Below are 24,798 nucleotides of genomic sequence, written 5' to 3'. Positions count from 1 at the left end.
ACGCGTCGAAGAGGCGTGTGGATTGGCTTGGTGATATTATTGCTATTAGGGCTCTATTTCGGGGTGAATCAACTGAACATGTCAACGATCAAAGTCGGCGATCCAGCTCCGGATTTTTCAGCCACCACCCAATCGGGCCAAGTCATCCGCTTACAAGACTACCTTGGGAAAAAAGCTGTCGTGCTGTACTTTTATCCCAAGGACAACACGTCGGTATGCACAGCCCAGGCATGCGCCTTTCGCGATGCATACGAAGACTTTGTGGCAGCCGGAGCCGAAGTGATCGGAGTCAGCAGCGACAGCACGGAGAGCCACCGTGGTTTTGCGGAACAGCAGAAGCTGCCATTCACGTTGGTAAGCGACGCCGATGGCGCGATACGCAAGGCATACCGAGTTCCGAAGACCCTGGGCTTTCTACCTGGTCGTGTGACCTATGTCATCGACCGACAAGGAGTTGTGCGGCACATCTTCAATTCGCAACTCGACGGCGGTCGCCACATTGAAGAATCCTTACGAACCGTCCGCGAACTGGCCGACGGCTTGCGGGAATGAGGTAGGTGTTAATGACTGCCTGCCGGTAGGGCCATCCATTGGTCGATATCGTGAACCGAGTCGTCAGTCCGGTCACCGGTCGGCAACAATCGTTGCAGGTCAACTTTGGGATCCGCCAGTTCTGCAATTGAGCTAATCACGAGGTCCGGTGAGTACGGCGAACGTTGTAAATCTGCGGGGCTGGTGGAACCGGTGAGAACCAAGACCGTGCGATAGCCCATCTGCACTCCTCCCAAGATATCGGTCTCAAGCGTATCGCCAATCATGATCGTCTGCGATGTGGCTAGGCCAAGCTCCTTGCGTGCTGAGCGCATCATAATAGGACTGGGTTTGCCGATGCTCATGGCTGTAGTTCCGGTGGCTGTTTCCAGGTAGGCTACCGTCGCTCCGGCACCTGGCCGAGTACCATTCTTAGTTGGGCAGTTAGGGTCCAGATTGGTAGCAATCAATTTGGCACCATCCAAGATCATCTGCACGGCGGTTTCCAGCATTTCCAAGGTCACGGTTCTCCCCTCACCCACGACAACATAGTCTGGCCGATTATCGACCACGGAATAGCCATTCTTGTGCAGCGCTGTCAGCAGTCCACCTTCTCCGATTACAAATGCGGTGCCACCTGGTTTTTGCTGAGCCAGGAAGCGCGCGGTGGCCATCGAACAGGTAAAGACGTGCCGCTCGTCCGATGGAATTCCCAGTCGAGTCAATTTGGTGGCTACATCGCGACGCGTACGTTGGCTGTTATTGGTCAGAAACATATACGGTACGTGTTCCCTGGCCAATCGATTGATAAACAAATCGGCTCCAGGAATCATTTCCCCACCACGGTAGATGACTCCGTCCATGTCAATTAGAAAGCCACGACGCATGTTAGTTTCTCCTCACTAAATTCAGTACTCGTCAATTCACTCAGTCGATAGCCCCACAGGTTCCCGGGCATCCGAGGGTCGTAGCATACACCCCGGTGATGGACCATTGAAGCAGGAAGGCTAGGGCAAATCGCCTCGGCGCATTGCTGTCAAGCGCGTTGAGGCACACTACCAACCGCAACCAATCAGTTAGCGCCGGTTTGTTGACCAATGGATTATCAAACTTTTTCGGGATTTCATAACTTCCTAACAATTGGCCGACATTTCGCGTTTGTAATGGCGTCCGTGGAAGTCGCCAATTCCAGAAGCATGCCTTGAGCCAGCGTCTTAATGCTCTAACTCATGTGCCTTTGGACAGTCAAGATATTACAAACTTGATCAACGGCATTCACGTTGATAAATTCAATGCAATCGTTTGATTGCATTGTCTTCATTTACTAGAGTGCCATTCGTATTCTTGCTCAAGAATAGGCCGTATTAATCTGCGGCCTATGGTAGCGGATGTGTTGTATCCTTGCAGAATGGCCGAACTCGCTGCCACGCGGCTTGGACAACGAACATGGCAGACAAGTCGAATTGCAAACTTGAACATCTACCTCCCGCTCAAGTGGAGGTACGGCCCACCCATGCGATGCCTTCACCTTCCCATGTAGTGGGAATCGGAGCCTCCGCTGGCGGGCTGGAGTCCCTGGAAACGCTTTTCAAGAATCTGCCAACTGACACTGGCATGGCCTTTGTGGTAATTCAACATCTGTCGCCAGATTTCAAGAGCATGATGTACGAGTTGCTGGGGCGCGATACGAAGATGGAAATTCATCGCATCGAGGATGGGATGCAAATTGAAGCCAATCACGTATACCTGCTGCCTCCGAAGAAGGAGCTAATCGTCTCGGAGGGAAAATTGCGTTTGATCGACAAGGATGTGATTCGAGGGTTAGCGCTGCCCATCGATCGTTTTTTTGAATCGCTGGCGCAAGAATATGGCAGTCGTTCCATAGGCATTATTCTCTCTGGCAGTGGATCGGACGGTTCCCGAGGGATCAAGGATATCGCACATGCAGGCGGGCTGGTCATCTGCGAAAGCGAAAAAACTGCAAAATTCGATGGTATGCCACTGAGCGCTCAGGGAACGGGGATGGTGGATTTGGTGCTCGCCCCCCAAGACATGGGTGCGATGCTGGTTCGGTACGCGAAATGCCCTGCGGAAAGTAAGAAAAGTTTTGAGGCTTCTCACCTGCAGGAGCATTCCAGTCTGGGACTTCAGGGGAAGGAGGCGATCTACGATCTATTCCGGCGAGAGTATGACCTTGACTTCTCGGCGTATAAAGAGGCCACCGTCCAGCGACGGATCAGTCGGCGAGTGGCTATGTCAGATACCCCCAACATCGACAGCTACTTCCAGAGACTCAGTCGCGACAAGGCGGAGCTGAATTCTCTGTATCAAGACCTGTTGATTGGCGTCACTCAATTTTTTCGGGACGAAGAAGCGTTCGAACATTTGCGACTAACCGTTGTTCCCGAAATAGTCCAGCACCTGCCCTCTGAACGAACGATTCGCATTTGGGTTTCCGCCTGCGCCACCGGAGAAGAGGCCTATTCTCTGGCAATTCTGTTCCACGAAGCCTTCGAGGCTCTGAATCGAGCGCCCAGAATTAAAATATTTGCCACCGACGTACACCGTAAATCGTTACTTTATGCAGGTCGTGGCGTGTTTCGCGAAGTATCGATGAAGCACGTATCCGGAGAGCGCCGGCAACGGTACTTCATCCAAAACGGAGAATATTTTCAGATCAAGAACGAAATCCGTGAATTGATTGTGTTTGCGCCCCACAATTTATTACGAGACGCTCCATTTACGGACTTGGATTTTGTGTCCTGCCGGAACCTATTGATCTATTTTCGCCCCGAGGCACAGACCAAAGCCTTGTCACTGTTCCATTTCGGGCTCAATACCGGGGGCATACTGTTTCTGGGCAGCAGCGAAACCCCCGGCGAGATTTCCTCTGAGTTCGAAACGATTCACGAGCGATACAAATTGTATCGAAAATGGCGCCAAGTTCGCCTGCCGGCCGAAATACGCCTGCCTGCGGTGCGCAGCCCGGGGCTTGATAATCCCGTAGTGGCCAGTCGCAGTTTCTCGCTGATCCAAACCAATCGCGAATCCGGACTATTGCGAACCTACGACCTGCTTCTTGACAAATTTATGCCACCCAGCTTACTGCTGAGTGAGAATCGCGAGCTAATCGACTGCTTTGGTGGAGCAGAAAAATTACTTCGCTTACCCGAACGTCGTCCTTCGCTCGATGTGTTGGATTTGGTTGACCTCAGTCTCAGGACAACGCTGGTGGGCATTCTGCAGCGAGTTGCCAAAACAGATTCCCTAATTCGATTCTCGAACGTCAAAGTGACTGCGGAGCAAGCGCAGCAGACGTTCAATCTGTCTGTGGAACCTTTACGGAATCCGCTCACGCAGGCGATTCAGTACTTGCTGACCTTCGAGCCAACCTCCTCCGTTAGTCCGGCACCTGTTCAAACGGCCACTTCCAGCGCCGATGCGGCTCAGGTGTCCTCAGCTGTGATGCAGCAATTGGAAGACGATCTGCGGTACACCAAGGACAACCTGCAAGCCACTATCGAAGAATTGGAAACCAGCAATGAAGAGTTGCAAGCTACCAACGAAGAATTGGTTGCCTCAAATGAAGAACTGCAGAGTACCAATGAAGAACTGCACTCGGTCAATGAGGAACTCTATTCTGTCAATGCCGAACACCAGCGAAAGATTTCGGAGTTGGCTGAAGTCAATCATGATCTGCATCATCTACTGGAGAACACTGATGTAGCGACCGTCTTTCTTGACGCAGAGTTGCGAATTCGAAAATTCACCTCGCGAATTCGCAAGATTTTCGATCTGATTGATCAAGATGTGGGTCGGCCCATTTCCAGTTTCTCGCACCGAATCCAATTACCGAATCTCGTCGATCGTATTACCTATGTCCGCGAACATGGCCAAGTTTTTGAATCTGAAGTTCACACGGTCGACGGCGGTTGTTATCTACTGCGAATACTACCGCACCGCATCAATCTGCAGATTGATGGGGTGGTAATCGTGCTGGTGGATCTGGCTCCCTTAGAGGACTTGCGTGGTCGCCTGCGATGGATGTCAGCTATCGTTGAGTCCACGGATGACGCGATCATCGGCGAAGATTTGGATGGCAACATTACCAGTTGGAACGCCGGGGCGGAGAGACTGTACGGTTACAGCGCTCAGGAGGCCATTGGGCGACATGTTTCCTTCCTCGTGCCCAGCAATCGCCGTGCAGAAATCGCTGACTACCTTGAACATGTACAGAAAGGCGAGTCGGTTCGCTCTTTCGAGACGCTCCGCCTGCGACGTGATGGTAAAGCCGTCCACGTTTCGTTGACTATTTCGGCAGTCCGTGATGCCGCCAATCGCGTACTTGGGGTCTCGAAGATCGCCAGGGATGTGAGTGAACGTATTGAGGTCGAAGCCCAATTAAGAGAGCAGGCCAAACAACGCGAAAAATTCCTGGCGATGTTGTCTCACGAATTGCGGAATCCTCTCAACGCAATCGTTACGGCTAGTCAACTGCTGACCGATCCACGATCCAACGCAGCTACACACCCCCAAGCCATCTCCATCATTCAGCGCCAATCAGCGATGACAGCTTCGTTGCTGGACGACCTGCTTGATGTGACTCGCATTTCTTTGGGCAAAATTGAGCTTTCAAGGACGACGTTCAATTTGGTTGACTTGATTGAAACGATCCGAGAAACGACTCTGCCGGAGATTACCATTCACCAATCACAACTTGAGTTCGAGGTTCTCGACCGCGCGTTGTGGGTTCAAGCAGATTTCGCGAGGTTGGTTCAGGTGCACGTAAATTTGATACACAACGCGGCCAAGTACTCGCCACCAGGCAGCCCCATCCGTGTCTCGATGCGAGCCGACCACGGTATGGCTATGATCACCGTGTGCGATGAAGGCTCAGGCATTTCCGCTGATTTCCTGCCGAAAATCTTCGAGCCTTTTGTACAATCCGATGAGACGCTGAATCGTTCGGAGGGCGGACTGGGGGTCGGACTGACACTCGTCAAAACCCTGGTTGAGTTGCATGGAGGAACCATTGAGGCGTTCAGTGAAGGTCGTAACTGCGGTAGTACATTTATTGTCCGAATCCCTCTGTTGGAAGCTATGAACGATAGATCAAAAGCGGACCACGGTCTTTCGAACCTGACTGATGGAGAACCACAAACAGCCGCAGTAAGTAACCCGGAAACGAAAACTCGGCGGATTGTGCTGGTTGAGGATATCGAGGACATCCGAGAAATGCTTCAAGCCATACTCGAATTAGATGGGCATCGTGTGATTACGGCTAGCGACGGTGAATTAGGATTGGTCGCAATTATGCAACACTGTCCCGATATCGCACTGATTGATATCGGGTTGCCGGGCATCGATGGATATGAAGTAGCGCGTCGCGTAAAGCAAAATCCAGATTACGCCGGAGTTCGATTGGTGGCGTTAACTGGTTACGGGCAGCAAGCTGATATCGACCTGGCGCTCCAAGCTGGTTTTGACACACATCTGATCAAGCCAGTGAACCCCAAGGTGCTGGCCGCGATTCTGAGCACACAGCCCATGAATCAATCTTGACTAAGATTTTCAGTTGGATTCTATTAACTTTATTCTAGTTTAGCGCATGGCGAGAAGGAGATCATCAGAGCAACGGTAAGTATGCTGTTGTTTCCCGCGACGTTCGGGCATGAGGCTAAACACTCAATCTCCGTGTGTTGGAGGTTGCAAACTATGGACGGCCTAACGTGGGCTGATTGCCATTGATAGCAATCTGTCTGGGTTGGGAAGGGAGACCCATCATGCTAGTTTTGTCTCGCAAGTCGTCAGAAACCATTCGCTTTCCCCAACTGGGCATTTCCGTGTCAATTCTTTCCGTCAAGGGGAATCGGGTTCAAGTTGGCATCACCGCTCCACCTGAGATTCGAGTCTTGCGCCAAGAACTCGAATCTACCCAATCCTGCACCTTAAATTCCCACACTGACTCGTGCATGGTTGCCAGTGAAGGTGCCAAGGACCAGCACGATTTTCGGAATCGACTGAACAAGGCGACACTGGGTTTGCATTTGGCGCAAAAACAACTAGCCGCAGGACGAGTAGAGGCTGCTGATAAAACGCTGGCCACCGCGTTGTCGCGACTTGCAGAATTGGAGGCATCCGCCGTGGGCTCCCCGAGTATTGCAGACCAGCAGGCTGCGGCTCTGCCGAATAAGATCAAATTCTCACCAGCCAGTCGTGAAGAATCAGGATTGGAAACCTGTCGAAACCGCGCTCAGCCATGTATCGATGTGCTGCTGGTAGAAGACGACTCTAATGAGCTGGCTCTACTACGGGGCATACTCGAGCTAGAGGGTTATCGAGTCCATACTGCTAACAATGGTCGCGAGGCGTTGGACTGCCTACAGCGAGTAACCCCGCAATTTATACTGCTGGATATGATGATGCCAGTATGCGATGGGCGGGAAACCTTTCAGCGAATTCGTCGAATTTCAGCACTCGAGAATCTTCCAATTTTCGCCGTCAGTGGTGCATCTCCAGATTCACTGGGCCTGCCCATTGGTGCAGGCGGCGTCGAAGACTGGTTTCCTAAACCACTCAATGCTCCACGGCTGGTCGAAAGAATGCGGCAGCGTGTAAGCGAACTTACCGATTGTGCTTGTAAGTCTTAAAATCAAGAACGAATCAAGCTAGAAGTATGTTGCATTGAACTGGCTGAACTACCACCATCTGCTGTATTTTTGGACGGTTTCGCAGGAAGGGTCTATTGCCAGCGCCAGTCGCAAGCTGCATGTCTCCCCAGCGACGATCAGTATCCAACTGCGTAGGTTGGAGAAGTCGCTGGGGGTCAAGCTGTTTGAGAAATCTGGACGTGGACTGGTACTCACCGAGATGGGAACCGCCATACAAACCTATGCTCAAGATATTTTTTCTGCCGGGCAGGAAATGTTGCATATGGTCCAAGGACGGTCTACCAGCGGACCGCCGCTTCTTCGCGTTGGCGTCCAGGATGTAGTACCCAAGTTGATCGCCTATCAACTCCTGGCACCCACGCTCAACATCACAGGCGAGTATCGTCTGTCATGTTACGAAGGTGATGCTCGCAGCTTGATTTCAGACTTGGTAGTTCACAAATTGGACATTGTCTTATCGGACACTCCCATCGATCCGTCGATGAAGGTTCGTGCCTTTTCACACTTGCTGGGAGAGTCCGAGATCGTTTTGGTCGGCATTAACGATCTCGCCAAAAAGGCTGTGAGAGGGTTCCCTAAGTCCCTCAATTCCATTCCCATCCTACTTCCCATGGGAACCACGGCCCTACGTCGATCATTGGATATTTGGTTCGAGGAACATCAGATTCGGCCAATAATCCACGGTGAATTCGAGGACAGCGCCATGATGAAAGCGATGGGTAAGGTTGGATTGGGCATCTTCCCTATACCTTCTATCATTAGCAGGGAAGTGCAGAAGATGTACGACGTCGAGGAGATCAAAAAATTACCGGGGCTAACCGAACGATATTACGCGTTATTGATCGAACGGAAAATTAAACACCCTGCCGTTCTGTCGATATCCGAAAATGCTCGTCGCAGGCGACGCTATCGGTAAAATTTACCAACGCCTTGCCAGTAATTGGAAAGGGCAGCAGAAGCCCCTTCACTCAGATTGTATAACATGGTCGCACCGTTTGCAGACTACCTTCGAAAGTGAAGATCGTGTCTTTAACCTGCTCAAATACATCCCAATACTGTTGCAACTGATCTCGAAACGCCTCGAACCCGAAATAGCACGGAAAGTGCTATTGATTCCATCAATAGCAGCAGCGAAGTGGGATTCGGAATGGCGACTCCATGCCAGGCAAGCCCGTAGGTTGCCTGCGTTTGACCGACAAAGTTCCAGTGAGCGTCAGTGTAGCGGACCTCAATGCCGTAATAGCCACTCGCGACAATCGAAAATCTCAAGTGTTCGACCGTGTTGAATAGACTGATTGACTCAGCCACGGTGCGCAGTCGATTGCGATCGGTCAGATTATCGAATTCGAATACGCTCAAGTCCAAATTCGCAAAATGTTCTTCACCCGCACCGCTGAAGTCGGCGAGCGCTCCGGGATTGCGATCGACAAACCAGGTCAGCGTAGCGGTCAACCATGAATCGCCGGCCAACGGCGACTCGATGTGATACGAGTTGACACTCAGGGCGTTGACTCGCCCAAAGTCCCAGCCCACGGCACCAACCGCACCGAGGCTTCCTTGATCGATGCCTGCAACATCAGCCGTGCTGGCCTGGCCGCCATGAGTCGCAGTCAGATATTGATCGTAGGCTGCATCCAAATTCATGCGCCCAGCGCCTTGACCAAAATCCAACGCCTGAGTGGTGGTCACTATGCTGCCCACTAGAGTTTGACCGTTGTTCCAGCCAGGCAGCTGCGTTGCCGAGTTTAAAAGCACCGCTTTGACGACGCGTGCATCAACCGACTGGGTTGTACCAAAGACATCGCGGCCAGCGTCGATTACCAGTCCGGCTCCACCAGCCACCAGGGGTGCCGCAAAACTGGTTCCCGACAAATTTACGCCATAGAAATTCGGACCACTTGACGGGCGCGCCAGCGTCAACTGCCCTCCGGGAGCAACCAAATCAACGGTGGCTCGTTGTGAATGAGTGCTCTCAATTAGTGACCAATTATTGGGCTGACTGGCAAAGGCCACATCATTGGGGCCTCGGCCTGATGCGCTGGCAAGCATCGAATAAGAATTCGCACCCAAGTCGCCGTCCAGCGCTCCCACGGTAATGCCGTTGTATCCGGCACCGAAGCCGCGCACGGTGTTGGGGCCTGGCCCGGCATTGCCTGCGATATTTACCAGTAACTTTCCGGTCCGACTTGCCAGGCCATCCACGCCGATGGTGTCGCGATGATTGCCGGTCCAGTCGCCAAACCACCAACTGCTATTGATCACATCTGCCGTTCGGCCTCCTACGCCACTGTGCATGATCACCGAATAAACAGAAGCCGTTGAAGCATTGGTCAGAAAATACCCACCATCGGATGCAAATCCAGTCGAAATCGCTCCAGCCCAAGTCACTGCGTCATAGGCAATGCCATAACCAAAGTAGCTAGTGGAAGTTGGATCGCTACCGAGTGTACCGCTGAGTGCATGAGACACAGCCGTCGGATGATTGTGATTGTTTCCTTGGTAGGAGCTGGAAACACCTGTCCCGTAAAACCTCTCTGTAACATTGCCCATCGTTTGATGGTTGACGTCGGGCACAGTACCTTCCACCGTGGCCACAATGCTATTGAATCCAGACCAACCGGAATCGTAGAAGCGATATGCGCCCAATAATTCATTGATATCCAGTCCTCTGAAAACGGTCGGACCGCCATTGGAACTCGACACACCCGGCTGACCAACCTGACTGTGCGTCTCTGTGGCCATCACACTGGTTAGCAATATGGCTACCGTCCCCACACAGGCAGAGGGCCCGCGCTTCCAGTACTTAGAGCAGTGCTTGTTCCCAATGCAGCCACGATTCAAGCTTCGATAAGTCATGACTGAATACCTTATGCGAGTCGCACCGACCACTGGCCACACGAACACTACCCTTTTCTTGAGGCGCGCAGCATGTTGGTGGCTAATGTCGCCAGAATGTGGCTGAATGAGGTTCGACCGTCTGGTGACGGTGGCTACTAGGATGTTCCGATCGACCACGCGCCTAAGCACGAGCTTAGCTGAAAAACTATTGTAACTGCCGAAATGGTGTTTTGCGGCCAGACAATTGACAATGCGGCCGCGCAGACGACAATTCGGGGCAACATGGAATTACGGCTCGTCACCATGGTCTAGCGACCGGTGATGAATGTCTACGGACGCATGCCCGACTGCCCACATCGCCCCCTCTAAGGTATTTGTACGATCATGTCTGAAGTGTCTGGATTCGTATGTTGCGGCGCGCGCTGGCGGATGTGGTGTCTGCTGATTGTTATGTTCTTGGTTCAGCGCGGGTGGTGCCAGGTGCCGACGGCTATCGAGGCGCAGCATGTGGTGGTATATCACGAGCCTGGGCGTTTCGGCGGTTGGCCGGCAAATCATGGTATCTGGTCGTGGGGCAATGAGATTCTGGTTGGCTATGCGCGTGGCTATCACAAAGACCTGGGACAAGAGCGGCATAACATCGATCGTGATCGACCCGAACAACATTGGCTAGCGCGCAGCTTAGATGGCGGAGCAACATGGACATTGGAACATCCGATGGACAAAGGTCAGTTGATTCCCTGCGGCGAGGCGCTGCATGGAACGGAAACGCCGGGCGTCCCAATTCCAGAACTGATGCAGTGTCCAGGAGGAATTGACTTCAAGCATCCTGATTTTGCGCTGGTAGCTAAAATGGAAAGCTCCAATGCGGGACGGTCGCGATTCTTCTATTCCTACAATCGTGGCCACGACTGGACCGGCCCTTTCGCCCTGCCAAATTTCGGAACTGCTGGCACGGCGGCTCGCACAGATTATATCGTCGACGGACAGCATACGCTGACGATGTTTTTGACTGCAGCCAAGCCAGATAACCGCGAGGGCCGGCCGCTGGCGGTGCGTACCACGGATGGTGGTAAGTCGTGGGAGATGCTGTCGTGGATCGACCCGCTTCCCGAAGGCTTTGCAATCATGCCCGCCACAGTGCGTCTGTCTGACCGTGAGCTATTGACTGCCGTGCGCAGGCGAACCGGCTCGCGGCGCTGGATTACAACTTATCGATCGCTGGATGACGGTCACTCGTGGCAAAATGCTGGTGATCCAGTGTCGGATTTAGGCGAAGGCAATCCACCTGCCATGATCCGCCTGCGCGACGGTCGACTGTGTTTGACCTATGGCTATCGTGCCGCACCTTATTACATTGCCGCGAGACTGAGTGCCGATCAAGGGCGCAGTTGGAGCGATGAAATTGTGCTGCGCACCGGTGGTGCCAATCGCGATATCGGCTATCCGCGCATAGTCCAGCGACCAGACGGTAAAATTGTGGTCGTTTACTATTTCAATGACCTGCAGACTGGTCCCGAACGATATATTGCAGCTACGGTTTGGAATCCAGACAATGTCGGTCCTGCTCCGGCCCAAGAAAGTCCTCTCCAGTTGCAAAATTCTGTGACTACGCAACCGTCGGTTACAAAGGCATTTGGGCCGCAGCCTGACGCTGATTCGCTCAGTCCACTAATGGCATACGTTGGCACGTTCAGCTCGCCGCTGAAAGACACCTTGCCCACGCAAGTCGATTTGCCGCCAGGCAATGGTCGTGGCATTCACATCTTCCAAGTCGATCGGCAGACTGGAGCACTGACCGAGCGCGGTGTTTTTCCGCTTGGTACAAGCCCAAGTTGTTTGGCGGCCAGCGCCGACGGTACTCGGCTGTATAGCGCCAACGAAACTGATCGCCTGGGACCAGACAAGCATGGCTCGATCAGCAGCTTCGCCGTTGATCGGTCCACTGGACAATTAACGTTATTGAATACTATGGACGCCGGTGGTGCTGGACCAACCTACGTTAGCCTGCATCCCACTGGTCAACATCTGCTGGTGGCCAACTATTTCGGTGGCAGTGTGGCGGTGCTACCCATACAGGCAGACGGAACATTGAGTCCACCGAGCCATGTGGTCCAAGATCAGGGAACCATCGGTCCCAGCGTTGCGCAGCACGCACCACCGGGCAGTTTCGCCTTCAGCGGCCATGATCGAACTCACGCACACATGATTCAAGCGGACCCCTCTGGGAAATTTGCGCTGCATGTAGACCTCGGACTTGACAAGATATTTGTGTCGCGATTTGACGCTGGCACAGGACGTTTGCACCCCAACGATCCGCCATTTTTCAACCTGCCTCCGGGGGACGGCCCACGCCATTTTCATTTCCATCCCAACGGGCGGTGGCTGTATTGCATTCAGGAAGAGGGTTCGACAGTCGTGTTGTTCGACTTTGACCAAGCCAGTGGCAGGCTGAGTGAACGTCAAACGATTTCAACCTTGCCTCAACAGTTCGCAGGCAGTAATTTTTGCTCTGAGATTTTGGTTTCCCACGATGGGCGATTTGTTTACGCTGGCAACCGACTTTACGACACGATCGCCATCTTTGAAGTTGGAGCGGATGGACGTTTGAGTTATCGCGGCGAGCAGTGGACGCGTGGGAATTATCCTCGCAGCTTTACCTTCGACCCCAGTGGTAGTTTTTTGTACTGCTGTAATCAACGTGCCGACAATGTCGCTGTTTTTCGCGTTAATCGCGGCGACGGGCAATTGGAATTTACTGGGCAGTTTGTGCCAGTGGGCAATCCTTCACATGTGTTAATGTTAGAACTAAAGTAGCCTCCAGGGTGGGCCGGCACGGGTGGTAACTGTGCGCTATCCAAGGCTTGAGTAGCATTGAAAATGAACTCTTCGACCAGGCCATCTATACTTCGCCACCCGTTTGACCCGCCCTACTTTGGCATGTCTGCAAACTTCTGCCCGGCGTCGGCCAATCGCTTCAGCAGCGGCGCAGGAGTCCATGACGCACCGTGCTGCTGCTCGAACCGGCATATCTGCTTGTAGACATGGGCCAGCCCGACGGTATCCGCATACCACATCGGCCCGCCGCGATGCGCTGGAAATCCATAGCCATAGATGTAGATGATATCGATGTCTACCGGCCGCAGTGCGATACCTTCTTCAAGGATCTTGGCTCCTTCGTTAATGAGCGCATAGATAGTTCGCTGGACAATTTCTTCTGACGAGACGCTGCGGCGCTGAATACCGGCCTTGGCGGCGCAAGCTTCAATCAACTCGGCGACCACAGGGTCGGCTACCGGTGTGCGACTGCCCTGTGGGTATAGATACCAACCCTTGCCGGTTTTTTGACCGTAACGACCTTGCTCGCAGAGCACGTCACAAACCAGCGGCTGCCTGGTGCCAGGTACTATCAAGTGTTTGGTCTCCTGTCGAATGCGCCAGCTCACATCCAAACCGGCCAAATCTCCGACAGCCAATGGTCCCATAGCCATTCCAAAGTCGACCAACGCCGCATCTACCTCCTGAACGCTGGCTCCCTCTTCCACCAAAAACTGAGCTTCTCGCATGTAAGGATCAACCATACGATTGCCGACGAATCCAAAGCAATTTCCCACTAGCACGCCAACCTTCTTCAGCGTTTTGGCCAGCGCCATTGACGTGGCGATCACTTGAGGACTTGTGTTCTTGCCACGCACGATTTCCAACAAGCGCATCACATTGGCGGGGCTGAAGAAATGATGACCGATGACCTGCTGAGGTCGACTGGTAGCAGCGGCGATGGAATCGATATCCAGTGTCGAAGTGTTGGATGCCAAAATCGCATCCGGTTTGGAAACCTTATCCAGTTCAGCGAATATCTGTTTCTTCAGTTCCATGCCCTCGAAGACTGCTTCGACAACAATATCAACTTCACTGAAGCTATCGTAGGTTAAAGTCGGCTGAATTAGGCTCATCCGCTGGTCCATCTGCGCCTGTGACAGTCGTCCCTTGGCGACTGTTGCCGCGTAGTTCTTGCGGATGATGTTCAAACCACGATCCAGCAGCTCCTGAGACGCCTCTTTCAATAGAACTGGGATGCCGGCGTTAGCATAATTCATGGCGATGCCGCCCCCCATCGTGCCAGCTCCAATCACGGCGGCTTTACGAATCGGCAACAGTGGAATATCGCTGCTGATTCCAGGGACTTTGCCAACCTCTCGTTCGCCAAAGAACACGTGAATCAGCGATTTTGATTGATCGGAGTACAGGCATTCAAAAAAGATCTCCGCTTCGCGCTGCATTCCTTGATCGAAGGGCAGCGTGGCCGCCTCGACGGCCTCAATGGCTTTCACCGGAGCTATCAGACCACGCGAGCGCTTAGCTACCGCCACCTTCAGTTGAGCCAATTCCTGGGCGTCATAAGCCGGCACAGGCAAATCACAGGTCTTGCGCGGAGGTTGGCCAGCGGCAATGATCTCGCCAGCAAATTGCAGTGCGCCCGTCAATAAATCTCCGTCGACGATGCGGTCTACGATTCCAGCTGCGGCTGCCTCTGCCGCCGAGATCGGCTCGCCACCAGCACACATCTGTGCAGCCTTAATCATGCCGGCAAGACGCGGTAAACGCTGAGTTCCTCCGCCACCGGGAATGATCCCCAGTTTCACTTCCGGTTGTCCGACCTGGGCTGATGCGACAGCCACGCGATAGTGACAGCTCATCGCCGTCTCCAATCCACCACCCAATGCCGTGCCGTGGATTGCGGCGATAACCGGTTTTGGGCATTGTTCAATCGACGGCAGCATGCTTGTTAGCGTGCCACCTGTCTGCCGCTGACCAGACGTAATTTTGCCAAACTCTTTGATATCTGCACCGGCGATGAAGGTGCGTCCTCCGCCGATCAAGATCATGGCCTTGATCGCCGGGTCTTGGCAACATTTTTGAATTGCCGCATCAATGCCATCAGGTACGCCGGGGCTGAGCGCATTGACCGGAGGATTGTTGATGGTTATTACACCTACATCACCGCTAATGGTCAGATCAATCAGTTGAGCCATTGTTTCTATTCCTATTGGTAACAAGCATATCGTGAACTGCTCACGCCGGTCGGTGGGCCGGCGCAGGGGCAAACTATGTAATATTGAGCGAAATATGTCAGGAACAACCTGCTTTATGTTTTGCCACTATTTGCCTTCCCCCCGCTGGTCCCACCCTACGAAGTGTGTGAACGAATACTAACTAAGGGGTTGCGGGAGGTGTCTTGAGTGTTCGCAGGTAAGCCACCAAATCGCGCACTTGGTCTATGCTCAGCACGTTCGCCATAGACGGCATCGTCGATACATCGGACGTGTTCCGCTCTTCAATTTCAGCCTTTTCGATTTTGTGAGTTGCATTCAAATCAGCCAAGACCAAATCATATTGATCCTCGGCCTGTACCACACCGGTTATTATCTGACCCGATGACAGAATCACAACTTCCGTTTTGTATCCCTGGACGATTTTGGCGCTGGGATCGACGATCGACTCTAACAGGTACTCTGGGCCGGTGCGCATACCAACATCGCTCAGATTTGGACCAAGGCTACCTCCCTGCTGATCGACGCGATGGCACTGAATGCACTTTTGGGTTTCGACAAAAATCACGCGTCCTCGCTCCGGATCGCCGCCACTGACAGCATCGCCGTAAGCCGCCATGGGATTCAGCGCCGCATTGGCAAGTGCTTCGTTGGCCTGCATATTCTGTATCCAGCGAGTCATCAGCGCGATACCCTGGGCGTCAGCAGTCGATCGCCCAATGGGTGGCATCATTACCCCTAACTCGGTAGAACGAATTCGGTGCACCAGAAACGATTTGTCGGGATCTCGCGGCAAGATGCTAAAGCGAAGTCCACTGGAGCCTCGGCCCGCTGCCACCGGTGGCTTGTAGACACCAAAGCGGACCGGCTGCGTTTGGTCAAACGACAGGTCAAGCCCCGAAACGATCGCGGGTCCATTCGCACTGTGGCAGTGAGCACAATTGACATCCAGCCAACCACGCGCTCGCCCATCCAAGCTGACGGATTCATCACGCCAGTCCGGCAGCAATGGCAACGAGGCCGTGTCCGCAGGCACACCAGTCAATAATCCAGATCGTTGCCAGTAGATCAATTGATTAACTTGTCCGTCTGCGGTTTGCATCATGCGATTCAAGTTGCGAGCCGTGACGCCGATTGGTGCCATCTGTCCGTTGCGGACGTGACATTGCTTGCACTCGTTCATATTGGGAGTACGGTAGGTAAAGCATTCCACTTGCTCTTGTCGGTTGACTCTTGAGATCACCGTTTGACCACCGGTCACAGCCCGCTCAGCATCACTTTGATCGTCGTTCCACAGGTAGGAAGTGCCGGTCCAGCCAAAGTTTTTATGGATCAAGAGACGTGTCTCAATCAGTCGTCCGACAGCTCGAGGTTCGTTCGCATTTGGAAACCGAATGTGCTGAATGAGCACTGTGCCGACGGGGAAGTCGAAAGGGGCATCTATGCGGAAGTGAGCCGATTTTCCCGACGGGATGTAGATCAAGTATTCCGACTGACCACCATCCAGAAAACTTGTTCCGTTCAACCAAAAGGGAACGACATTGGCAGCCGGCACCTGCGAGGCAATTGGCTGAAACAATCCGTATTCAGACAGTTTTTGAGCCGGACGGCGCGAGTCCAATCCCAACTGCGCAGTCGTGGAACGTACGGCGGGCGCTACTGCATCCGCGTTACGCTTGGATTGACCACAGCCTGTAGTGACCAAAACTAAAGCTAGCCGCAGGGCAAGCGGCAAAAATGCTGCCTCCGTCGCCAGGCGGTGGTGTCGCTTGGTCCCCACGGTCTGGCGACATTCGCTACGCCAAATCTTCCTGCGCCGCCTGTTCAAAGATGCTGTAATTTTGATTATGCCAGCGGAGATGACAGTCTCCAACCACTTGGAATCGCTGTTGACGGTTGACATGGTTAAGAACTCTCACTCGGCCTGTTGCGGAACAGGGCTGTGCTCGCCCCGAGTAAGCTCTAACTTGGCCGCCAATTGCTGCCGATAGCTGCTGACACGCCGGTCAATCTCATGTTGCCCAGCCGCAAGATCGGGATAGCGCATTCCTTCAATCCAGCTGCGAATCAGTTGCACACCTTCGTCGTGCTTCAAGTCACGGCCAACGACCGGCATGCGGATGCCGGGGTCTGTCGATTCAAGTCGCTTTAGCAGAATCGACTTGTCAGGCTCACCTGGCTCGATCACAAACCGCCCGTTGCCAGTGGCGCGACCGGCCGCTACCGGCGCCTTAAAAATGCCAAAGCGCACCGGTTCCGTCTGTTCGTAGCGCAAATCCAGTCCCGAAGTGTAGGCGACCCCTCCCGGACGATGACAACTGGAACAGTTCATATCCAAGTAAGCTCGCGCCCGCGAATCCAGATCGCCCGACTGCGGATCGTCCCAGATGGGAAGTCGCGGAATCGTGTCACTGCCTTCCGGCAAACCCACCAAGTAGCCGATGTCAGACCAATACTGGAGCTGATTGCGTTTGCCAGAATCGTAGGCGAAGGGCTTGTTTAGGTTGCGTGCATGCAGCGGACCTAAGGGGATGATCTTACTGTTGATCTCGTGGCACTGGACGCATTGATTGCGGTTCGGGATTCGAAATCGGTGGTGCTGCTCGGTAGCCGCATGATCGATCCAGGTCACATTCACTGGATCACCGGCCACCGACAACTGGGCCTGCGTGGCGTCGTCATTCCAAACATACTGCGCTCCCTCCCAGCCGCCATCGCGCAGAATCCAAAGTCGAGTTTCCACCAACCGCTCGCCAAGCTCGGGCTGTCGCAAATCATGTGCGTATCCAACCGTCGAGATAATCGCTGCGCCCACGGGATAGTCCAGGCTGCCATCGGGCAGATAGCGGCAGCTTGCTCCGGCGGGCAACCAGACAAAGCGATGCAGCCTAGCGTAGTCGGCAAAATGTGGAGTATTCAGGTCATAGGGCACGACCCCATGATTGGGGACCTGTCGCTGCGGATCAAGAAACAAATTGTAGGTTGCTAGCGTTTTAGAAAACGGCTGGGCGGGATCGACTGCCACGGGAGCCATCGCCGGAGTAGAGTTGAGCGCACGCTCGACGCCCAATCCTTCTGTTGCCCACGCTGACGACAGGAGACCGTTGCTGACCAAAGCCGTAACTACAACGGCCGAAAAAAACCGGTGGATCATCGCCCCACACCGCCTTATTCAATACCGGCTATCTTGATTGGCGCGATCGACGGGAATGGCTCGGAATAGGCGGTGATATCACGACTAGGCTTGGCATCTACCGGGTTCTTTAGCGTTTCCAGCCCACCCAGGTTAACGAACGTTACTTCGCCATTGGTCTTATTGTTGCTATGAATGGACAATCCGGCTTCCCTGATGACTTGTCCATCCTGCATTTTTTCAGGATTGACTACGCCATCCCAGACGATGTCGGGTATCGGTGAGCCGGTAACGGCAGCAATCAACAATCCCCCTTGGCCGGATGGCTGATTACCGCCAGGGCCAAACGTGTTATTGTGAATATGAATCTGTTCGGCATACGGATAGTAGTTGGGGTCTTTGATCTGAATGTTGGTGGTCAAGTAGCTGACGATCATCGTGTTGGTAGTTTGATGGTCCCGAATTTCGTTGTTAAAGATCTCTACGTTCGTATTGGCCATGACCATCACACCAGTACCTGTAGGGACGGTTGCCACGATGTTGCCTTCGGGAGCAAAGTTCGGCGTGTTGTTGTTGAATATCTTATTGTCGAAAACGCGGACATCGTGTCCACGCTGTACGGGCAAGTCCGGTAAATCAAACACCAGAACGCCACCCGTGTTGTTGGTCGCCACGTTGCCATAGACATCGGCACCATGACAATTCTCAATTTCAATTCCGGCCACGTTGTAGGATGCTTGGCTATTGCGAACGATAACATTCTTGGATTGGCCAACGTAAATTCCAGCGTCCGAAGCGCCGATGGCAACGCACTCTTCGATCAACACGTTCTCTGAACTAACCGGATACAACCCATAGGCACCATTGGTCGCCTTGGGTCCACCGGTCCATTCTGCGCGAACTCGGCGGAGCACGATGTTGTCGGCTTTGAGCGACTTCAGACCGTTGCCTTTGGTATCCTCGATAGCCAAATCCTGAACCGTCACCCCCCGACTGGTAATGTACAAGCCCTCGGCACCGGCCTCTTGCCCTTTGAAGCTGAAGATCGTCTTGTCCATCCCGCGGCCCCGTAGCGTGACGCCTTCGACCGACAAGGACAGTCCGTCGGTAAACTCGTAGACCCCCTCGTCGAACTCAAACACTGTCCCAGGTTCGGCCAAAATCAACTCTTCCAACACGCGCTTCTGAACATCCGCGCCAGGGCTAAACTTCACTAAATTTACATCGGCAACAGACTTGCCATCCACCGCAGTACCAGACTCGGCAATGGTGGCTTCTCGGCCGCATCCGGCCAGAGATAACAGACCTGTCAGGCAGGTCATTGACCACAGATACTTGTTTGTCATCATCAGCGTTCCCAAGAATAAAGGCCGATCAAGTTGATCGTTAGTTCGAGTGATTTTTGTAGATTCTCATGGCGTTTGCCAGGTTGTGGATTGCAATCATAACATCATAGGTAAACGTTCGTGCGATTTGTAGGGTAGGACTGTGCTGGACCGGTGCAAACTAGCGGCAAAACCAGAAACAGTCAGCCAGCGGCGAAGTACTTTCCACTGCAACCAACTTGGTCCCACCACAGCCCACCACGGTCACAACCAGATTTTGGCATGAACAGCCGCTATGATCCTGCCATCTCCGTCATCCTTTGAGCCAATTGCAAGGAATTCAGAATGTTTGGGATATCCAGGGTGTAGCGGCACTAACAAACCAGCAACGGCATCCGCTGAAAGCATGCGGCGGGATTTCCTCTGGATTATGTCCGATTGCCTGTCACCTGCATTTACGCAACTGCATCTCTAGTGCATGTAATGCCCCATTACCTGGAAGAAGGTGGTGAACAATATGGATCAAAACGAACTTACGATTGCTCAGCAATGGCAACGAGTCGTGCGAGGTGATGCTCACGAGTTTGCTGCGATTGTTGATCAATACAAAAACCTGCTCACGAGCATTGCTTACTCGTCGATCGGCGATTTTTCAGCCAGCGAAGACATTGCTCAGGAGACTTTCTTCGTCGCGTGGCAATCTAGAAACGAGTTGCGAGATCCCGGCAAGTTGCCCAGCTGGCTTAGCGCTATTGCTCGAAACTTGACGAAACAGTGGGTCAGAAAACGATCGTCCAAGTCCTGGGCATCCGTCGAGGCTGATTTAACCAGCGTAACACAGGATGCACCACATCCATCAGAGCAGCTTGTATCCGACGAAGAAATGCAGTTGGTATGGAGTGCACTCGAAGCGATTCCAGAAACTTGCCGCGAAGTACCATCCTGTACTATCGGGAATCTCAGTCAATTACTAACGTGGCATTGGCTCTAGACATTACTGAAGACGCAGCACGTCAGCGACTTAGTCGTGGACGCAAACTACTGCGATCCGAGGTAGATCGCATGATCGAATCGGCATTGGTCAATTCACGTCCCTCGGCACGCTTTACGACCGGAGTGATGTCGCTAATCGTCACCGGTTGGAGTTCGACAACGGGTCAAGCTGCGACCGTCGGCATAGTTGGAAAGTCCATCGCCAGTAGTGCAGTATTGGCTGAATCTAAAATAGCGGCTTCAGGTGCTGTTGCCGGCGCTGCCGGAGGCTTGCTGGGAGCCTTGGGAGGTTTGATAGGCACTTGGCTGGGGATTCGTATTCCCCAATGGTTGGCTCCAACGATGACTGAGAGAAAGCTGCTGGAACGCGAGGGACGCGTCATCTGGCGCTTGACCTTAATATTCTCGTGCGCTGTTTTCGCCACTGTCGCTTGGGCTTTGTTTCACGGGCCCAAGGCGATTCAGGCCACAGTTTTGACTAGTGTGTTGATGTCCACAGTATTGGCACTCTTCTGTGTCATTCGCGGGATTCGCCTGAGTGGTCAAATCAAACACATTCGTCAGACCATCGCTCCTGAGCAGGACCCAAACCCGACTTGGTTGAAAGACCGTGTTGGACCTGTCAATCAGCTCGGCAAAGCCAAATGCAGTGGCCGAAGAATAACCAGCCAGAGACAAGTGTGGGGGTGGCCAGTTTACGATTTTCAAGTTTCAGATATTGCCTCGACCGCGGCGAGTTCCAAGCCACTGCATGCTAAAGGGTGGATTGCCGTAGGGGACAAAGCCACAGGCTTTATTGCAATTGGTGGTACTGCGAAAGGTTTCCTTGCAATGGGCGGGCGGTCGCTGGGGGTTATTTCGTTTGGCGGCCTATCGGCGGGACTATTATCGGCAGGTGGTCTGGCGTTAGGCATCTTGGCCTGTGGAGGACTGGCGATCGGCCACTCGGCAATAGGAGGAGGGGCTGTGGGCTGGCAGGCCGCTGGCGGAGGGGCAGTTGGAATATATTCGGCTAACGGTGGGCTGGCGATTGCAGGCCACACTGCTGAAGGCGGTCTGGCGATTTCCGCGAAATACGCAGTCGGCGGAGACGCTAGAGCGCCGGAGGCGAACACTGACGTCGCGAGTCTTGAGTGTCGTAAATCCTGGGTAGCCAACTACCTTGGGAGACATGCGATCGCCAATAACCCTCAAGCTTTCCGCTGGAGAGTGGCTATCTACTTTGCAATTTTGCCCATGGTATTCTTCATGTTGGTTACCGTTGGTTTCCGCATGCTCATGTACCAGCCAAGAGCGTCAAAGGATTACCGCTAAAGGGATTGACTAGGATAACCGTCTCACCAATCACGAGTATTGCGAGATTGAGTTCGCCACAATAATCAAGCCCAACGGAACTGCCGACTACGAGGGCCTTGTCGATTCCAAATGCGGTGAGAGTGTTCCACTCAGTACGAAGTTACTGGTCAGCAGTGCCATACCGATAACATTAGTTTCCGACATGACCAAATGACCCCGCTTGAGTTCCCGGCGATAACAAGAACAGAAAAAACATGGGGTCGGCAACTTCCAGACAAATGAGGGCGGAAACAAACTTTGATACCGCTCTTCCCTAGTTGGTCTGATCTCGTCCGCGAGATTTGTCAGTCAGCCTGACGGGGCTGCCGAACTGAACCGTAACCGCTCGGCTTTTGGTGGGCCGGCGCGGGACCTAGTGATATTAGTCGAGATGGGCTTGGCCGTCATCGACATACTTTGTACTTTAGCAACATACATCAAGGGCCCTGCTTGTCCCACCCTATAATATTGCGTGAACGGCTACGGTGGATCTATCAAACTGGTTACCGCGACTACCGGCCATTGCAGCTCTTATACAACTGCCGTGGTTTATTTGGCTCTCGATCGTCCGAGTGCGCGTTGGCGGTACCAGTTCAATTCCGCTGGTCAAACTGATCGACCTGCTGATTCCCTTACCGGCCTGCGCTGGCTTGCTGCTTGCCATCACTCTGTTGTGGCAGGCTAGTGGAAGGGGCATCTGGCTGTGGGGTGGCGGATTGGCCTGTGCGACTGTCTGTGCGATGTTCCTCTGGTTACTTCTGAACAGTTGAAACCAGAGAACTCCGCTGAACTTGAGTGGCGCAATGGACTATAAGTAGAATAGTTGACATTCGCCGTCGTCACGTAGGTCTTAATGAGTGATTATCCATGTACGTTTTGGCCAGTCTATCGTTGCTGGGTGCTTGTCTGTTCTACGTTGGGATGCTGTTGCTGAACTATCCCGAACCCAACACGGCTGGTGACCGTGTTATGTTTTACGGGTTTGCGTCAGTTGTCATGAGCGTAGGCTTCTTTGCGTGCTTGACTGTCTTGGCGATTGCCCTAAGTTCCTTGACACGGCTTGACTGGGTCTCAAAATCGCTTTCGCTGCGCACTGCCTTGGCGTTGACCGCCACCGTAGCCATCTCGGTGTCATTATTCTGTGCAGCCATGTTACGCACCGAGACCTGGGAGACGACCCCCGTCTGGCTGGGTGTACTTGCTCGAAGTCATGCCATGGTTTGGATTCCATTACCCGCGCTGATTGCAGCGACTCTGCTTTTAGTGGCTGGCCAAGAGCCTAACACTTGGACCATTGTTGCAAGATTTCTGGCGATGGGCTCACTGGCGATGGGACTGGTATTTAGCACTGGGCTGCTAACAAGCTGGCTGGAGCATTCAGTAGCCGCTCAGCAACAGTTGCTCGAAGAGGCTCAGCAGAAATTCGAAGAGTCGCAGCAAGAAGATTTGAAACGCATCCAGGAGTTTTCTGCCAGCGACAGCATTCAAGTCCTATTACCGCTGGCCGCCACATGGCAAGACAAAGCTATTCGCTCACAGGCCATCGAAAAACTCAAATCGCGGGTGGACTGGGAAGAAGAACTCTATCGACTCCTGGATCAAGATCACGCGTATCGCGACATTTATCTATTCTTGGACGGCAATCACGTGACTGATCGCCGACGTTTCGCCGAATCGTTAGAACGCAGTCTTCACAAGGTGGCAGAGGAAATCAGTCGCGAGGTTCAGACGACAAACAATTTGCAAAGCTGGTCCTTTGAATGGTGTCGCATTGACAATGCGCTGCGCGCGATCGACTTTCAATTTGCCAATCTCGGCGTCGACTTCGTTCCGGCCATTCAAAAAATTCAAGCGGCTCTCAACGATCATCGCCCCGAACGCTTTCGAAACGTTAAGCTGGAGATATCAACCAAGGTACAAATCTGGCTGAAGAAGAATCGCTCTCGCTAGCAAGTGGTCAAGGATCACGCAAATCATAGGATGGGTCAGCGGGTCTGCTCGAATTGACGGTCAGCCTATGGCGCACTGCTAATACCCGTGCTTAATTAATTGCCAGTTGCATGAACCCGCGCCGAACCACCATAGATGCTAACGGTTACAGTCAGAAACACCGATGAACACCGATGAAACTCCAATGAATTCCGAACTTGAGCGTCAAATACAGCTCGCAACCCAGCAGCGACTGGCCGACTGGCAGACTCAGGTTGCAGCAGCGATGCAGGCCGGTATGCAACAGGCACTGGCGGAATTGGACAGTGTTCGCGCCCAGTTGGAACAAGAACGAACGTCCCTTAGCCAGGAGCTGGAACGAACGCTAGAAGAGCGTGAAGGAATTAAGCGTCGCGCCCATCAACTCTTGCAAGAAGCGCTCGACGAGCAATACACAGCCTGGAAGCAGCAGATTGAAACAGACATATTGTCTCAACGTGTCCAGATGCACATCAAGTCTGGCGAGTCGCTGAGCAACATTTGTCGTTGGTTGGATGTGAGTGAGGCATTTGTGTCGGCGATTGAACAGCGAATGAAGCTCGACGAAAGTCCTGGTGAGACGCGACGCTCAACGGCACGCGTCGTGTTGCCCAACCATCCGCGATTGTCGTACGTCAGCAATGGACGCGGTGGAACCATCCATTTCAAGAATGATTTCACCGAATTCAGTCTTTGGTGGGAATACGGCAGTCAGGATGCTTTGGCCTTGATTGGAATTCCAGCGCCTGAACAATGGGAGTTGCAAACAAAGATTCCACTGCTGCAACGTGAAGCCACCATCCGCTTTATTGCCGAACAAGTATTAAACGACCAAACCTTAAACGGCGGGTCTTACCGATTTACGGAAGATGTGTTGACAATTTATCTGTAGCAACTCGTGAAGCACATCGACGTCATTAACCAGGAAGGAAAACCTGCGTTGATTATACTTC

The 24,798-nt window shown here is 53.1% G+C and carries 16 protein-coding genes; 10 read left to right on the top strand and 6 right to left on the bottom strand.

What is annotated here, in order from left to right:
* Positions 1-78 precede the first annotated feature (78 nt).
* Entirely contained in the window at positions 79-552 is a 474-nt protein-coding gene (locus KF752_06310; GenBank protein MBX3421153.1) for a peroxiredoxin, read from the top strand.
* Positions 553-560: 8 nt separating this feature from the next.
* On the opposite strand, the gene KF752_06305 is transcribed toward KF752_06310, so the two are convergent.
* Positions 561-1,418: a TIGR01457 family HAD-type hydrolase gene (locus tag KF752_06305; protein ID MBX3421152.1), complete on the bottom strand. Its 858-nt coding sequence runs from the start codon at positions 1,416-1,418 to the stop codon at positions 561-563.
* A 559-nt stretch (positions 1,419-1,977) separates the two neighbouring features.
* Between KF752_06305 and KF752_06300 the strand changes: the two genes are divergently transcribed.
* The 3 genes from KF752_06300 to nhaR all read left to right on the top strand — a co-directional run bounded on the left by KF752_06300 (position 1,978) and on the right by nhaR (position 8,118).
* Positions 1,978-6,093, top strand: a complete 4,116-nt coding sequence (locus tag KF752_06300) for a PAS domain S-box protein (protein ID MBX3421151.1) — start codon at positions 1,978-1,980, stop codon at positions 6,091-6,093.
* A gap of 221 nt (positions 6,094-6,314) precedes the next feature.
* The gene (locus KF752_06295; GenBank protein MBX3421150.1) at positions 6,315-7,181 is read left to right on the top strand and encodes a response regulator; all 867 of its coding nucleotides are present in this window, start codon (positions 6,315-6,317) and stop codon (positions 7,179-7,181) included.
* A gap of 34 nt (positions 7,182-7,215) precedes the next feature.
* On the top strand, positions 7,216-8,118 hold the full coding sequence (gene nhaR / locus KF752_06290; GenBank protein ID MBX3421149.1) for a transcriptional activator NhaR: 903 nt from the start codon (positions 7,216-7,218) through the stop codon (positions 8,116-8,118).
* Between the two features lie 122 nt (positions 8,119-8,240).
* On the opposite strand, the gene KF752_06285 is transcribed toward nhaR, so the two are convergent.
* The gene (locus tag KF752_06285) at positions 8,241-10,058 is read right to left on the bottom strand and encodes a S8 family serine peptidase (GenBank protein ID MBX3421148.1); all 1,818 of its coding nucleotides are present in this window, start codon (positions 10,056-10,058) and stop codon (positions 8,241-8,243) included.
* A gap of 366 nt (positions 10,059-10,424) precedes the next feature.
* On the opposite strand from KF752_06285, the gene KF752_06280 reads away from it, so the two are divergent.
* On the top strand, positions 10,425-12,857 hold the full coding sequence (locus KF752_06280; protein MBX3421147.1) for a beta-propeller fold lactonase family protein: 2,433 nt from the start codon (positions 10,425-10,427) through the stop codon (positions 12,855-12,857).
* Between the two features lie 113 nt (positions 12,858-12,970).
* On the opposite strand, the gene KF752_06275 is transcribed toward KF752_06280, so the two are convergent.
* From KF752_06275 to KF752_06260, 4 genes are all read right to left on the bottom strand, one after another.
* A complete protein-coding gene (locus KF752_06275) occupies positions 12,971-15,073 on the bottom strand; it encodes an enoyl-CoA hydratase/isomerase family protein (protein MBX3421146.1) in 2,103 nt (700 codons plus the stop codon).
* Between the two features lie 181 nt (positions 15,074-15,254).
* Entirely contained in the window at positions 15,255-16,994 is a 1,740-nt protein-coding gene (locus KF752_06270; GenBank protein MBX3421145.1) for a c-type cytochrome, read from the bottom strand.
* A gap of 12 nt (positions 16,995-17,006) precedes the next feature.
* Entirely contained in the window at positions 17,007-18,245 is a 1,239-nt protein-coding gene (locus KF752_06265; protein MBX3421144.1) for a hypothetical protein, read from the bottom strand.
* Between the two features lie 14 nt (positions 18,246-18,259).
* The gene (locus tag KF752_06260) at positions 18,260-19,573 is read right to left on the bottom strand and encodes a right-handed parallel beta-helix repeat-containing protein (GenBank protein MBX3421143.1); all 1,314 of its coding nucleotides are present in this window, start codon (positions 19,571-19,573) and stop codon (positions 18,260-18,262) included.
* A gap of 493 nt (positions 19,574-20,066) precedes the next feature.
* Between KF752_06260 and KF752_06255 the strand changes: the two genes are divergently transcribed.
* The 5 genes from KF752_06255 to KF752_06235 all read left to right on the top strand — a co-directional run bounded on the left by KF752_06255 (position 20,067) and on the right by KF752_06235 (position 24,737).
* Positions 20,067-20,540: a sigma-70 family RNA polymerase sigma factor gene (locus KF752_06255; GenBank protein MBX3421142.1), complete on the top strand. Its 474-nt coding sequence runs from the start codon at positions 20,067-20,069 to the stop codon at positions 20,538-20,540.
* The gene (locus tag KF752_06250) at positions 20,525-21,856 is read left to right on the top strand and encodes a hypothetical protein (GenBank protein ID MBX3421141.1); all 1,332 of its coding nucleotides are present in this window, start codon (positions 20,525-20,527) and stop codon (positions 21,854-21,856) included. The genes KF752_06255 and KF752_06250 overlap by 16 nt, the downstream gene beginning before the upstream one ends.
* 506 nt (positions 21,857-22,362) lie before the next feature.
* Positions 22,363-22,647, top strand: coding sequence for a hypothetical protein (locus KF752_06245; GenBank protein ID MBX3421140.1), 285 nt, complete (start codon positions 22,363-22,365; stop codon positions 22,645-22,647).
* Between the two features lie 97 nt (positions 22,648-22,744).
* A complete protein-coding gene (locus KF752_06240) occupies positions 22,745-23,827 on the top strand; it encodes a hypothetical protein (GenBank protein ID MBX3421139.1) in 1,083 nt (360 codons plus the stop codon).
* 184 nt (positions 23,828-24,011) lie between these two features.
* Positions 24,012-24,737, top strand: coding sequence for a hypothetical protein (locus tag KF752_06235; GenBank protein MBX3421138.1), 726 nt, complete (start codon positions 24,012-24,014; stop codon positions 24,735-24,737).
* Positions 24,738-24,798 lie beyond the last annotated feature (61 nt).

This window comes from Pirellulaceae bacterium (genome assembly GCA_019636385.1).
Lineage (GTDB): Bacteria > Planctomycetota > Planctomycetia > Pirellulales > Pirellulaceae > Aureliella.
Note: the sequence above shows the minus strand (reverse complement) of the source record. Positions and strands in the feature narration are given on the sequence as shown.